This window comes from Mycobacterium sp. E1747, assembly GCF_001667775.1.
Taxonomy (GTDB): Bacteria; Actinomycetota; Actinomycetes; order Mycobacteriales; family Mycobacteriaceae; genus Mycobacterium.
This window is the reverse complement of the sequence record NZ_LZJI01000228.1, coordinates 47,671-60,986: the sequence shown is the minus strand read 5'-3', so window position 1 is coordinate 60,986 and position 13,316 is coordinate 47,671. Positions and strand designations below refer to the sequence as shown.

16 protein-coding genes and 1 pseudogene are annotated in these 13,316 nt (G+C 67.9%); 11 read left to right on the top strand and 6 right to left on the bottom strand.

What is annotated here, in order from left to right:
- Positions 1–10: 10 nt before the first annotated feature.
- A pseudogene (locus A5695_RS24280) lies at positions 11–532 on the bottom strand (M23 family metallopeptidase); the annotation flags it as partial.
- 238 nt (positions 533–770) lie between these two features.
- Between A5695_RS24280 and rpsB the strand changes: the two are divergent.
- From rpsB to A5695_RS24265, 3 genes are read left to right on the top strand one after another with little or no spacing between them, the layout of a single operon-like run.
- Positions 771–1,613 carry a 30S ribosomal protein S2 gene (rpsB, locus tag A5695_RS24275; RefSeq protein WP_068088471.1) on the top strand — a complete coding sequence of 281 codons (843 nt, stop codon included), beginning with the start codon at positions 771–773 and terminating at the stop codon, positions 1,611–1,613.
- Between the two features lie 10 nt (positions 1,614–1,623).
- The gene (gene tsf / locus A5695_RS24270; protein WP_068088468.1) at positions 1,624–2,439 is read left to right on the top strand and encodes a translation elongation factor Ts; all 816 of its coding nucleotides are present in this window, start codon (positions 1,624–1,626) and stop codon (positions 2,437–2,439) included.
- 32 nt (positions 2,440–2,471) lie between these two features.
- A complete protein-coding gene (locus A5695_RS24265) occupies positions 2,472–3,872 on the top strand; it encodes an amidase (protein WP_068088465.1) in 1,401 nt (466 codons plus the stop codon).
- Positions 3,873–3,879: 7 nt separating this feature from the next.
- Here the strand turns inward: A5695_RS24265 and A5695_RS24260 are convergent, their stop codons facing one another.
- A complete protein-coding gene (locus A5695_RS24260; RefSeq protein WP_068088463.1) occupies positions 3,880–4,299 on the bottom strand; it encodes a MarR family winged helix-turn-helix transcriptional regulator in 420 nt (139 codons plus the stop codon).
- A gap of 127 nt (positions 4,300–4,426) precedes the next feature.
- Between A5695_RS24260 and A5695_RS24255 the strand changes: the two genes are divergently transcribed.
- Both A5695_RS24255 and A5695_RS28040 read left to right on the top strand, forming a co-directional pair.
- Positions 4,427–4,840, top strand: a complete 414-nt coding sequence (locus A5695_RS24255; RefSeq protein ID WP_068088459.1) for a ChaB family protein — start codon at positions 4,427–4,429, stop codon at positions 4,838–4,840.
- A gap of 80 nt (positions 4,841–4,920) precedes the next feature.
- Positions 4,921–5,139, top strand: a complete 219-nt coding sequence (locus tag A5695_RS28040; RefSeq protein WP_082946274.1) for a DUF2795 domain-containing protein — start codon at positions 4,921–4,923, stop codon at positions 5,137–5,139.
- A 56-nt stretch (positions 5,140–5,195) separates the two neighbouring features.
- On the opposite strand, the gene A5695_RS24250 is transcribed toward A5695_RS28040, so the two are convergent.
- Both A5695_RS24250 and A5695_RS29255 read right to left on the bottom strand, forming a co-directional pair.
- Complete coding sequence (locus tag A5695_RS24250; RefSeq protein ID WP_068088456.1) at positions 5,196–6,035, bottom strand: SDR family oxidoreductase; 840 nt, start codon at positions 6,033–6,035, stop codon at positions 5,196–5,198.
- A gap of 54 nt (positions 6,036–6,089) precedes the next feature.
- Entirely contained in the window at positions 6,090–6,266 is a 177-nt protein-coding gene (locus A5695_RS29255) for a hypothetical protein (RefSeq protein WP_197515605.1), read from the bottom strand.
- Positions 6,267–6,572: 306 nt separating this feature from the next.
- Between A5695_RS29255 and A5695_RS24245 the strand changes: the two genes are divergently transcribed.
- Positions 6,573–7,127: an MPT63 family protein gene (locus A5695_RS24245; protein ID WP_068088453.1), complete on the top strand. Its 555-nt coding sequence runs from the start codon at positions 6,573–6,575 to the stop codon at positions 7,125–7,127.
- A 103-nt stretch (positions 7,128–7,230) separates the two neighbouring features.
- Complete coding sequence (locus tag A5695_RS24240; protein ID WP_068088450.1) at positions 7,231–8,166, top strand: lysophospholipid acyltransferase family protein; 936 nt, start codon at positions 7,231–7,233, stop codon at positions 8,164–8,166.
- Positions 8,167–8,194: 28 nt separating this feature from the next.
- On the opposite strand, the gene A5695_RS24235 is transcribed toward A5695_RS24240, so the two are convergent.
- Together A5695_RS24235 and A5695_RS24230 are read right to left on the bottom strand one after the other, a co-directional pair.
- Entirely contained in the window at positions 8,195–8,917 is a 723-nt protein-coding gene (locus A5695_RS24235; protein WP_068088447.1) for a response regulator transcription factor, read from the bottom strand.
- A gap of 218 nt (positions 8,918–9,135) precedes the next feature.
- Complete coding sequence (locus A5695_RS24230; protein ID WP_067901776.1) at positions 9,136–9,372, bottom strand: CsbD family protein; 237 nt, start codon at positions 9,370–9,372, stop codon at positions 9,136–9,138.
- Between the two features lie 353 nt (positions 9,373–9,725).
- Here A5695_RS24230 and pyrH point away from each other — a divergent pair, with 353 nt between their 5' ends.
- The 4 genes from pyrH (at position 9,726) to rlmN (ending at position 13,218) form a co-directional block, all read left to right on the top strand.
- On the top strand, positions 9,726–10,496 hold the full coding sequence (pyrH, locus tag A5695_RS24225) for a UMP kinase (protein WP_068088444.1): 771 nt from the start codon (positions 9,726–9,728) through the stop codon (positions 10,494–10,496).
- 90 nt (positions 10,497–10,586) lie between these two features.
- Entirely contained in the window at positions 10,587–11,144 is a 558-nt protein-coding gene (gene frr / locus A5695_RS24220) for a ribosome recycling factor (RefSeq protein WP_067269849.1), read from the top strand.
- A 32-nt stretch (positions 11,145–11,176) separates the two neighbouring features.
- The gene (locus A5695_RS24215) at positions 11,177–12,100 is read left to right on the top strand and encodes a phosphatidate cytidylyltransferase (RefSeq protein WP_068088441.1); all 924 of its coding nucleotides are present in this window, start codon (positions 11,177–11,179) and stop codon (positions 12,098–12,100) included.
- Between the two features lie 23 nt (positions 12,101–12,123).
- The gene (gene rlmN / locus A5695_RS24210) at positions 12,124–13,218 is read left to right on the top strand and encodes a 23S rRNA (adenine(2503)-C(2))-methyltransferase RlmN (protein WP_068088438.1); all 1,095 of its coding nucleotides are present in this window, start codon (positions 12,124–12,126) and stop codon (positions 13,216–13,218) included.
- Positions 13,219–13,316 lie beyond the last annotated feature (98 nt).

Sequence of the window (13,316 nt, the reverse complement as noted above, 5' to 3'; positions counted from 1 at the left end):
CTCAGCCTTGCAGCGGTTTGAGCCGGATCGGCGTCGACCTCACCAGGCCCAGCGGGTCGACGTAGCGGGCGCTCGACGCCGGACCCCACATCGCGCCCCAGTGCAGGCAGGCCGCCGCCCCGCAACCGGCATGCCCGGCCTCCAGGGAGCCGATCACGGTCCGTGCCGTCACCGGCTGACCCACCCGCACCGCCGCTCGGACCGGTTCGTAGCTGGTGCGCAGCCCGCCGGGATGGGCCAGCGACACTACCGGCCGCCCCGCCAGCTGACCGGCGAACACCACGATGGCGCTGCCCGCCGCGTACACCGGTTGACCAGGGGCGCCGGCCAGGTCCACCCCCCGATGCCCCGGCTTCCAGTCCGGTGACGGGGCATCGAAGCCCCGGGCCACGGCCGGCGGCGGGCGTAGCGGCCAGTCCAGGCGGGCGTCGTCCGCCACCGCCGGCGCGGCGCTGAGCACCGCCAGCCACGCCAAGAGCCACCAAATCCGTCGCATCGGCTCAGTTGATGGCGCCGCCGGCGCCGTCGCCACTCAGGTGCGGCCGGTGCTGTGCAAAACCACCAGCTGAGTCCGTGTAAACTGCTGGTCGCAGCTCGTTCGCGGGCTGACTTCGCGCGTCCGCCCCGCGTCTCTGAGTACCACTAGGAGTTCGCACCGCGTGCCGGGCGGTCCCCGCCAGGTTTTCCTGGCAGGGTCCGGCATCGCAGCAGGCGCCAGGGCCCGGCTTCACCCGATGCCGGGCGACAACCGACACAAGTAAGGCACACGCATGGCCGTCGTAACCATGAAGCAGCTGCTGGACAGCGGCACCCACTTCGGGCACCAGACCCGTCGGTGGAACCCCAAGATGAAGCGGTTCATCTTCACCGACCGCAATGGCATCTACATCATCGACCTGCAGCAGACGCTGACCTTCATCGACAAGGCGTACGAGTTCGTCAAGGAGACCGTCGCCCACGGCGGCACCGTGCTGTTCGTCGGCACCAAGAAGCAGGCGCAGGAGTCGGTCGCGGCCGAGGCGACCCGCGTCGGCATGCCGTATGTGAACCAGCGCTGGCTGGGCGGCATGCTCACCAACTTCTCCACCGTGCACAAGCGGCTGCAGCGCCTCAAGGAGCTCGAGGCGATGGAGCAGACCGGTGGCTTCGAGGGCCGCACCAAGAAGGAAATCCTGATGCTGACCCGGGAGAAGAACAAGCTGGAGCGCAGCCTGGGCGGTATCCGCGACATGGCCAAGGTGCCGTCGGCGATCTGGGTCGTCGACACCAACAAGGAGCACATCGCCGTCGGCGAGGCCCGCAAGCTCGGCATCCCGGTCATCGCGATCCTGGACACCAACTGCGACCCCGACGAGGTCGACTACCCGATCCCGGGCAACGACGACGCGATCCGCTCGGCCGCGCTGCTGACAAAGGTGATCGCCTCCGCCGTCGCCGAGGGCCTGCAGGCCCGCGCCGGCGTCGGCCGCGGCGACGGCAAGCCCGAGGCGGGGGACTCCCTGGCCGCCGAGCCGCTGCCCGAATGGGAACAGGAATTGCTGGCCTCCGCCGCCGCCAGCGCCCCCACCGACGCCGCTGCGGGCGCACCCGAATCAACACCAGACCCTTCATAGGAAGGCTGACATGGCCAACTTCACCGCCGCCGACGTCAAGAAGCTTCGTGAGCTCACCGGCGCCGGCATGCTCGATTGCAAGAACGCGCTGGCCGAGAGCGACGGCGACTTCGACAAGGCCGTCGAGGCGCTGCGCATCAAGGGCGCCAAGGACGTCGGCAAGCGCGCCGAGCGCGCCACCGCCGAGGGCCTGGTCGCCGCGCAGGGCGGCGCGCTGATCGAGCTGAACTCGGAGACCGACTTCGTCGCCAAGAACGCCGAGTTCCAGAAGCTCGCGGACGACATCGTCGCGGCGGCGGCCCAGTCCAAGGCCTCCGACGTCGACGCGCTCAAGGCCGCCAAGGCCGGCGACACCACCGTCGAGCAGGCCATCGCCGACCTGTCGGCCAAGATCGGCGAGAAGCTCGAGCTGCGTCGCGTCGCGTATTTCGACGGCACCGTCGAGGCCTACCTGCACAAGCGGGCGGCCGATCTGCCGCCGGCCGTGGGTGTGCTGGTCGAGTACCAGGGCTCGGATTCCGGGGCCGCGCACTCGGTCGCGCTGCAGATCGCCGCCCTCAAGGCCCGCTTCCTGTCCCGCGAGGATGTTCCCGAAGACGTCGTGGCCAGCGAGCGCCGCATCGCCGAGGAAACGGCCAAGGCGGAGGGCAAGCCGGAGCAGGCCCTGCCCAAGATCGTCGAAGGCCGGCTGAACGGTTTCTTCAAGGACGCGGTGCTGCTGGAGCAGCCGTCGGTGTCCGACAGCAAGAAGACGGTCAAGGCCCTGCTCGACGAGGCCGGCGTGACGGTGACGCGGTTCGTGCGCTTCGAGGTGGGCCAGGCCTAAGCCCCGGCGCGGCGGCGGGCTAGCGTCGATCCATGCGACACGTGCATGCGTTCGGCGACGACGCCCTCGGTGATCTGGACGCGGTCGGCCTCGCCCACGCGATACGGGCGGGCTGGGTCAGTAGGGCGGAGGTCGTCGAGGCGGCCATTGCCCGCACCGAGGCCGTCGACCCGATCCTCAACGGGCTGGCCTACGCCGCTTTTCAGCAGGCACGAACCGCCGCCCCGGTGGCGAACGGTTTCTTTGACGGCGTCCCGACGTTCCTCAAGGACAACGTGGACATCGCGGGCCAGCCCACGATGCACGGCACCGACGCGTGGACACCGTGGAACGCCACCTCCGACAGCGAGTTCACCCGGCTGTTCCTGGCCACCGGGCTGGCACCCGTGGGCAAGACGCAGCTGTCGGAATTCGGTTTCAGCGCGTCGGCCGAGCATCCGCGCCTGGGGCCGGTCCGCAACCCGTGGAACACCGATTACAGCGCCGGCGCATCGTCGTCGGGTTCGGGGGCGTTCGTCGCCGCCGGCGTGGTGCCGATCGCCCACGCCAACGACGGCGGCGGTTCCATCCGCATCCCCGCCGCCTGCAACGGCCTCGTCGGGCTCAAGCCGTCGCGCGGGCGGCTGCCGCTGGATCCGCACCTGCGCCGGATGCCGGTGGGCATCGTCGCCAACGGTGTGCTGACCCGTTCGGTGCGCGACACCGCGGCGTTCTACCGGGAGGCCGAACGCATCTGGCGCAACCCGAAACTGGCGCCGATCGGGGACGTCATTGGGCCCGGCAGGCAGCGGCTGCGGATCGCCGTGCTGACCCGCTCGGTGCAACGCGAGGCCAGCCCGCAGGTGCGCGAGCTCACGCTGAAGTCCGCCGGTCTCCTCGAGGAGCTGGGGCATCGCGTCGAATACCTCGACGAGCCCCCGGTGCCGGCCAGTTTCGTCGACGATTTCGTGCTGTACTGGGGCTTCCTGGCGCTGGCCCAGGTGCGCACGGGGCGCCGAATGTTCGGCGCCACCTTCGACCGCACCCGGCTGGACAGTTTGACGCTCGGTCTGGAGCGACACACCGCCCGCAACATGCACCGACTGCCGCTGGCGATCATGCGCCTGCGTCGAATCCGCAGGCGCACCGCCCAATTCTTCGGCACCTACGACGCGGTGCTGACCCCCACGCTCGCCGACGAGACGCCACGCATCGGCTATCTCGCGCCCACCGACTACCACCAGGTCATCGAGCGGCTGATCGACTGGGTCTCGTTCACCCCGCTGCAGAACGTCACCGGTGAGCCGGCGGTCTCGCTGCCGTTGGCGCAGTCCGACGAAGGTATGCCGGTGGGCATGATGTTCTCGGCCGACATCGGGCAGGAGGCGCTCCTGCTCGAGCTTGCCTACGAACTCGAAGAGGCCCGGCCGTGGGCCCGGATCCAATCCGCTTAGGTGCCGGTCAGTCGGAGCCGAGTTTGTCGAGCATCCGTTTGAACTCGCGCTGCTGAGTGTCGGTCAGTTTGGCCAGGATGCGGGCATCGGCGGTCCGCACCGCGCCTTCCGCGCGTTTGAGCAGGGCGCGGCCCTGGCCGGTGAGCGTGGCGGGCAGCGCGCGGCCGCTGGACACCGACGTCGGGCGCGCCACGGCCCCAATGTCTTCCAGCTTGCGCAGCACGGTGTTCATGGCCTGCGGTGTGACCCCGGCCTGCCGGGACAGTTCGGCGCTCGACATCCCCGGCAGCATGGAAAGCATTCGCATGCAGACGAATTCGGGCAGCGTCAAACCCAGCGGGCCCAACACCGCGGAAACCTCCGGTCGCAGTAGGCTCGCCACCCGGTACAACAGGTAACCAAGCGGGGCATCTTCGGCCTGAACCATGTCAACCATCTTGACATACTTTGCCGCCCGGCAGGCGAGATTGGGCGACGCGACCTGATGATTGCCGGCCGGTGAACGGGGTAACCGACCCGCGGCGACACGTCACGCGAACCCCGAGGAGGTTTCCATGCCGAAGACCACGAAAGGCGGCAAGCCGAAGAAGGACGAATTGCCCAGCACTCTGCAACGTTCCAACGCCAAAGCGCAACGCACGTTCGCGAAAACGCATGACGCGGCAGCCGACGAATATGGCAGCGAAGAGCGCGCTCACCGGGTGGCCTATTCCGCCCTCAAGCACAGTTACGAAAAGGTCGGCGACCATTGGGAGCCCAAGGAAAAGAAAGGGCCCTCGGACGCGCGCGCCAAAAGCGGTGGCCCGAGTCCCTCCGGTGAGTCCGCCGAGGGGGTGGACGCGAACGCGAGCAAAAAGCACCTGCTGGACCTGGCTCGCCGACTCGACGTCCGGGGCAGGTCCACGATGAGCAAGGCTGAGCTGGTGGACGCGATCAAGAAGCACAATCGCCGGGTCCGTGGCCGCTGAGAATCGCCGGCCGCGCTCATTTGACCGAACGCACCCGGTGGTGTGGTTTAGGCCCGCGGCTCGCGGGCATCCGGGCAGCCATGGTCGCGTCCACCACGCCCCGTCAGCTGCGTCGATGCCTGAGCGATGTGGACTTTCCGGTGAACAAGCAAGATCTGCTTGACGCCGCCGACCGCAATGGCTGCGACGACGACACGGTCCGCGCCCTGCGGGGCATTCCGCCCGAGACCTACAACAACGCGGCCCAGGTCGCCGCGTCGGTCACCATCGCCGACGACCGTGACGTGCGGCGCCGGTGAGGTCGCGGCGCGTCGCACCCACACCAGGCTCCTGAACCCCGCATTGCGGTGCCGCGCTAGAGAATTGGCCGGCCCCCGGTCACCGCCACCCGCGCGCCGGAGATGTAACTCGCGTCGTCGGAGGCCAACAACACATAAATGGGGGCGAGCTCGGCGGGCTGCCCGGCGCGGCCCAGCGGCGTGTTCTCGCCGAACGATTCGACGCTGTCCGGCGGCATCGTGGAGGGAATCAGCGGGGTCCAGATCGGGCCGGGCGCCACGCTGTTGACCCGAATCCCCTTCTCGCCCAGCAGCTGAGCGAGACTGGCCGAGAAGTTGGCGATGGCCGCCTTGGTCGCCGCGTAGGGCGCCAGGGTGGGGTTGGGCGTATCGGAGTTGACCGATGAACTGCCGATGATCGATGCGCCGGGCTTCATGTGCGGCACGGCCGCCTTGGCGAGATGGAAGTATGCGCCGACGTTGAGCCGGAATGTGTAATCCCATTCCTCGTCGCTGATTTCGTCGAGGCTTTTGTGCATCATCTGGTAGGCGGCGTTGTTGACCAGGATGTCGATGCCGCCGAATTCTTCGACGGCTCTATCCACGACGGCGCGGCAATGGGCCGCGTCGGACAGGTCGCCGGACACCAGTACGCATTTTCGCCCGGCGTCCTCCACGTGGCGGGCGACGTCGCGGGCGTCGTCGTTCTCGCTGAGGTAGGAGATCAGGACGTCGGCGCCCTCTCGGGCGAAAGCGATCGCCACCGCGCGGCCGATGCCGCTATCCCCGCCGGTGACGATCGCCTTCTTGCCCGCGAGCTTTCCCGAGCCCCGGTAGCTGTTTTCGCCGCAGTCAGGAACCGGGTTCATGTCGGCCTGCAAGCCGGGAGGGGATTGTTGTTGAGGCGCAAAGCCCATCTGTTTCCTCTATTCCTGTTTCGAGAATTGCTGCGAGCAAGCCGCTCGCCGGATTTACGGCTCGCGCGTCAGCGGCCGCGCCGTGGGGATGTCGGGGTCGTCGTCGGCTGGGGGTTCGGGATCGCGCCACACTTCGGCGCGGCTGGGCCGGTTCCCGCGCAGCGCGCCGTCCAATTCGTGCTTGAGTTCGTCGTCCTCGCGCGGGCTGTGCTTGGAGCTTCCGCGTTCCATGGACGGCCCCTTTCGTCCTCGTCGGTTTTCGTCCCGCTCCGACTACCCGCCAGTGCCGGGCTTAATCGCTCGTCTCAGGCCGCGGTGGCCGTCGCTGCCTCAGTGACGGAATGTGAATACCGGTACGGATGTTAAAACCCGAGGCGAAAATTGGCTTCCGCCAAACGAAGTGCGTTTTGGCAGCTAATCGCGGCGGCGATTCGTCATTATCCGAAGCCCATGTTTAGCGAGGATGGCGAATGGATACCTGCGGCTTATGTGCGGATTGCCCTTCGGGGGCGATTCTTCGACACGAAAGGGATGAGCATGAGGGTCACGAAGACCGCCATAAAGACGGCTGCCGCTGCCGGGGGGATAGCGGCAAGCATTTTCGCAGCCGCGCCGGCATTCGCCGGGCCGCCGCCGAACATTCAGGGTTTCGGCACCAGTGAGCAGCTCGTCGACGGGCCGTTGATCACCAACTACACGGTGAGCAACCTGCAGCCGAGCAACGTCACTATTCCGGGCTACACGCCCAAGGGGACGCTCTACCAGGCGGATGTCGCCGCCCGGGCGGACGGTGGGCTCGTTACGCCGATGGTCAACGACTTCATCGCCCGTGGCCCCAACGGGCAGAACTACCGGGTGATCGACAAGGTTGGAGTTCCCAATGGTCTCAACCCCGCGCCGATCGCGCAGGGTAGCGAGTCGACCGGAACGTTGTACTTCGACGTGACCGGCGCGCCGCCCAACGGCGTCGTCTACAACGACGGGATGCAGGACATCCTGATGTGGACGTCCAACGTGCCGAGCAGCGCCGCGCCTGGCGCTCCGAGCGTCAGCCCGGCACCGGGTGCGACGCCGGCCCCGGCCCACACTTAATTCGGCTTGTGGGTATCTCCCCGCGTCGCGAGCGACGCGGGGAGTTCCGCTATTTGGGGGCGTGAGGTGAATTGCGCGCGCGCGAATCGGGTACACCGCACCCATGAGTAATCCAGATCACAGACCAGCCGAAGTACGCGAACAGGCGAAACTGAACGCCCAAGAGGCGCGCGCGACGATGGAGGAACGGCGCGGCGGCCAGGACGGCGGAGTCAGCGGCTGGGTCGCCGAGCGCGCCGGCAGGTGGGATCTCAGCGGTCAGGACGAGGCCACTCTGCAGCGGCAGAAATACTTGTGGAATGTCCTGGTGGACTACTGGTTTCGCATGGAAATCGACGGCTGGGAAAATATTCCGGACCCACCCGCCCTGCTGGTGGGGATCCACTCCGGCGCTCCTTTCGTCTGGGACGCCTGGACCGTGGGTCTGCAGTGGTGGCGGCGCTTCGGGCAGGATCGCCCCCTGCACGGCACCGCACATGACGCCTTGATGGCGATTCCGGTGATCGGCCGGTACTTCCGTTCGATGGGAGTGCTGCCGGCCGCCCCCGACGCGATCGCCACCGCCCTCGCCGAAGGTCGTGACGTCGCGCTGTGGCCCGGCGGGGAAGTGGACTCGCTGCGCCCCTGGACCGAGCGCGACCAGGCCAACCTCGCAGGCCGAAAAGGCTTCGTGAAGATGGCGATTCGGGCCGGTGTGCCGATCGTGCCGATCGCCACGGTCGGCGGAGCCGACGCGATGCCGGTGCTGATCCGAGGCGACAAGCTCTCGAAGGCCCTACGACTGGACCGCCTGCTACGCCTCAAGGTGTTCCCGTTGGCCATCTCACTGCCGTGGGGAATCGCGCCGGCGGCGCTGCCGCAGCTGCCGCTGCCGGCCAAGATCAGGACCCGGTTCATGCCCGCCGTGGAGCTCGACCGCGACGCCAAGCGTGCCGACGATGACGCCTACGTCGAGCGCAAGTACCGCGAGGTTCAGGACGCCATCCAGGAAGGGATGGACGCGCTCGCGCGCAAGCGGACATTTCCGCTCTTCGGCTGACCGCGAAATGCTTGGCGCGCATGGGTATTCACTGCACGGGCGTGGATTCCAGCAGTCGCGCCGACTCGTCGCTGATGATCCATTCCGGATGCGGCGGGGTGGCTGCCATGTAGCCCACGCCGCGGACTGTGTCGACCATCGACTGATACCTGGGGCCGAGCTTGGCCCGCAGCCGCCGGACGTGGACATCGACCGAACGGACTCGGCCGTTGCAGTCGTAACCCCACGCCTCGTGCAACAGCCGGGTGCGGGCAAACGCCCGACCGGCATGCTGCACAAGGAAACTCAGCAATTTGAACTCGGTGAGCGTCAGGCCCAGGTCTTTGCCTTCCAGTGACCCGATGAGGCGGGTCGGGTGCAGCAGCAAGGGACCGAATTTCAGAGTTCCGTTGATTGCGTTGCGCCGGTGAGCGATCGCTCGTCCCAGCCGTGCCTGAAGCTCCTCGGCGTCGGTGCCCGGCGGCATGACGTCGTCAACGTTCCACTCACCGTCGACGGTCACGCCGTCGGCCCCGGACACCAGCGCCACCACCGCGGTGGCGGGAGTGTCGGTCGTCAGCCGGCGACAGGCGGCCTGGGCCGCCGCGAGATCCCCACGGGCGTCCACGATCGCCACGTCGCCGGAATGGGCGGTGCCGTCGCGGTCACCGGTGAGCGGCGCTCTCCGCATGATCCGCGCAAATGACTGCAGCGGTGGCAGAGCGCGATCGAAGTCGTCCGCGTCGGTCAGCACTAGTACGTCCAAGGACATCTCCGGAAAAAACTTCGTATGGCTTCCTCGGCCCGTAGGCACCTCAGGGAGATGTCTGCAAGCGCAGCGCTGATTACCCGCTCGTCGCGAAACTATGCAAACTGTGTTGAATTAGCCGGTGGCCGCGTCGGCTCAGCTAACCAGACCGGACGTCCTGTCCTGAATAAAGTCGATGGGTCCGGTCCGTTTTCACAGACCGGACCCATCCTCCCAGCAAGCTACTGATTGGCCTTCTGGCGCTCCTCAGCGGCCTCGGCGCCACCGCGGGCCGCCTCGGCCTCGGCTTCCTTCTTCGCCGCGTCGCGCTGGGCTTCCGCCTTGTCCTGCTGGGCCTGGCCCTCGCGGGTGAGGTCGTCTCGACCCGCCACCGCGCCAACGGCCTCCTTCGCCTTGCCCTTGACGTCCTCAACGACGCCCTTGACGGCTTCAGCAGGTCCCGAGTTGTTGTCCGCCATGGATGAGTTCCTCCTTGTAGGCGTACCTGAGCGATTCGCGCTCACTGCCGATCGCCAAGGCGACCGGTCCGGTCATGCGGTGAGGCTGGCCCTCGTTCTCAAGACCGTGAAATCCCCGCCGCGATGGTGCGGATTCCCCCTGCTGGGCACCCCTCAAACATCCGCGGTCCGCAGAGGGTGAGACCGCCGACGCCGGTGGCCTCACCTGGGCCGATAGCCGCGAAAAGCCGTCGCAATCGCCAACTCCGCGCATAATGCACCCCGCCGACGCCGCGTTGTGCTGCGATGGGGCAGGATGTGAAATGCCGTTCCGGAGGGCCACCCCGGGATGGCACTCTCATGCGAGGAGCCTGATGACGGAATCCAGGGAGCCCAAGGCGCCGGAGAATGGATCAGCTGCCGAGCAGCCGCGACCGCGGCCCAAATACTCCAGGGTGCTGCTCAAACTCGGCGGTGAGATGTTCGGCGGCGGGCAGGTTGGGCTCGATCCCGACGTCGTCGCGCGGGTGGCCCGCCAGATAGCCGAGGTGGTGCGCGACGGTGTCCAGGTTGCCGTCGTGATCGGGGGCGGCAACTTCTTCCGGGGCGCGCAACTGCAGCAGCGCGGCATGGAACGCACCCGCTCGGACTACATGGGCATGCTTGGCACGGTCATGAACAGCCTCGCGCTGCAAGACTTCCTGGAAAAAGAAGGCATCGTCACCCGCGTCCAAACCGCGATCACGATGGGACAAGTCGCCGAGCCCTACCTGCCGCTGCGCGCCGTCCGTCACCTGGAGAAGGGGCGCGTGGTGATCTTCGGTGCGGGCATGGGGCTGCCCTACTTCTCCACCGACACCACGGCCGCGCAGCGCGCGCTGGAGATCCGCGCGGACGTCGTCCTGATGGCCAAGGCGGTCGACGGGGTGTTCACCGAGGACCCCCGGGTGAACCCCGAGGCCCAGCTGATCGCCGCGATCAGTCATCGCGAGGTCATCGACCGGGGGCTGCGGGTGGCCGATGCCACCGCGTTCAGCCTGTGCATGGACAATGGCATGCCGATCCTGGTGTTCAACCTGCTGACCAATGGCAATATCGCCCGCGCGGTCGCCGGTGAGAAAATTGGGACACTGGTCACCACTTGAGGGAAGAGCGAACGATGGTCCGCGCTGACGATGATGCAGAACGCGGTGATGTGGGGGTACCTCCCGCTTGCGGGGGAGAGGAGCGGCGCAATGATTGACGAGGCTCTCTTCGACGCGGAAGAGAAGATGGAGAAGGCCGTAGCGGTCGCCCGTGACGACTTGTCAACCATTCGAACCGGCCGCGCGAATCCGGGCATGTTCTCCCGGATCGCCATCGACTACTACGGCGCGACCACCCCCATCACCCAGCTGGCCAGCATCAACGTTCCCGAGGCCAGGCTGGTCGTGATCAAGCCCTACGAAACCAGTCAGCTGGGCGCGATCGAAACCGCGATCCGCAACTCCGACTTGGGCGTCAATCCCACCAACGACGGCACCCTGATCCGGGTGGCAGTGCCGCAACTCACCGAGGAGCGCCGCCGCGAGCTGGTCAAGCAGGCCAAGGGCAAGGGCGAGGACGCCAAGGTGTCGGTGCGCAACATCCGCCGCAAGGCGATGGAGGAGTTGCACCGCATTCGCAAGGACGGCGAGGCCGGCGAGGACGAGGTCGGCCGCGCCGAGAAGGACCTGGACAAGACGACGCACCAGTACATCACCCAGATCGAGGACCTGGTCAAGCACAAAGAAGGCGAGCTGCTGGAGGTCTAACGGCCGCTCAGCAGCTAAGTTCACCAAGGTCCGTGGCAACCACCGGTGCAGCCAGCACGCCCGATGAGCCGGCGCGTGAGGGCAAGACGACCGCGCAGCAGCCGGCCAAGAAGACCTCCCGCGCGGGGCGCAACCTGCGCGCGGCTATCGCGGTGGGCGCCGGGATCGGCGGCGTGCTCATCGTCACGCTGGTGGTCGCGCCGCGCTTCTGGGTTGCGATCGTCGCGCTCGCCATCCCCGTCGCCACCCACGAGGTGGTACGACGGCTGCGCGAGGCCGGGTACGTCATCCCGCTGATCCCGTTGCTGATCGGCGGTCAGGCCACCGTCTGGCTGACCTGGCCGTTCCACGCCGCCGGCGCACTGGCCGGTTTCGGCGCCACGGTGGTGGTGTGCAACGTCTGGCGCCTGTTCATGCAGGACAACAGCAAGCGTCCCGAGCCGTTCGCGGGGTCCCCGTCGGCCAACTACCTGCGCGACGCCTCCGCGACGGTGTTCCTGGCCGCGTGGGTGCCGCTGTTCGCCTCCTTCGGCGCCTTGCTGGTCTACCCCAAGGACGGCGCGGGCCGGGTGTTCTGCCTGATGGTCACCGTCGTCGCTTCCGACGTGGGCGGCTACGCCGTCGGCGTGCTGTTCGGCAAGCACCCGATGGTGCCCGCGATCAGCCCGAAGAAATCGTGGGAGGGTTTCGCCGGTTCGCTCGTTTTCGGAATCACCGCGGCAATTTTGACCGCGACCTTCCTGGCCGGCAAGCCGCTGTGGATCGGTGCGGTGCTGGGCGTGATCCTGGTGCTGACCTGCACACTTGGCGATCTGGTCGAGTCCCAGATCAAGCGCGACCTCGGCATCAAGGACATGGGTCGCCTGCTGCCCGGCCACGGCGGACTGATGGACCGGCTCGACGGCGTGCTCCCATCGGCGGTCGCCGCCTGGACGGTGCTGACACTCGTGCCCTGAGGAGGGCCGATACTGGACTGGACATGGTCCAACAACTCGTCTTCACCGAACCCCGTCCCAGCAAGCCGCCGCGGCACCTGGCCGACCTGGATGCGGACGGCCGCGCCTCGGCCGTCGCCGAGCTCGGCCTGCCCGCGTTCCGCGCCAAACAGCTCGCGCAGCAGTACTACGGCCGCCTGATCGCCGACCCCCGGGACATGACCGACCTGCCGGCGGCCGTACGGGACCGCGTCGCCGACGCGATGTTCCCGCATCTGCTCACGTCGGCCGCCGAGGTCACCTGCGATGCGGGGCAGACCCGAAAGACGTTGTGGCGCGGGACCGACGGGACGACCTTCGAGTCGGTGCTGATGCGCTATCCGCAGCGCAACACCGTGTGCATCTCCTCGCAGGCCGGCTGCGGCATGGCCTGCCCGTTCTGTGCGACCGGGCAGGGCGGGCTGACCCGCAACCTGTCCACCGCGGAGATCCTGGAACAGGTCCGCTCCGCCGCGGTGGCCCTGCGGGACGATTTCGGCGATCGGCTCTCCAACGTCGTGTTCATGGGCATGGGGGAGCCGCTGGCCAACTACGCGCGGGTGGTGGCCGCGGTGCGCCGCATCACCGAAGCGCCACCGCATGGCTTCGGCATCTCCGCCCGTTCGGTCACGGTCTCCACCGTCGGCTTGGCCCCGGCCATCCGCAAACTGGCCGACGAGCGGCTCGGGGTGACGCTGGCGCTGTCGTTGCACGCGCCCGACGACGAATTGCGCGACACGCTGGTGCCGGTCAACAACCGGTGGAAGATCACCGAGGCGCTCGACGCGGCCCGCTATTACGCCGACGTCACCGGCCGCCGGGTCTCGGTGGAGTATGCGCTGATCCGCGACGTCAACGACCAGCCGTGGCGGGCCGACCTGCTGGGCAAACGCCTGCATCGCGCGCTTGGCCCGCTGGTGCATGTGAACCTGATCCCGCTCAACCCGACCCCGGGCAGCGAGTGGGACGCGAGCCCCAAGGCGGCGGAGCGGGAGTTCGTCCGCCGGGTGCGGGCGCACGGGGTGTCGTGCACGGTGCGGGACACCCGCGGCCGCGAGATCAGCGCCGCGTGCGGACAGCTGGCCGCCGAAGGCGGGTAGCTGGAGCGCAGGCGATTTGGCGGGGGCGTGCGGACAGCTGGCCGCCGAAGGCGGGTAGCTGGAGCGCAGGCGATTTGGCGGGGGCGTGCGGACAGCTG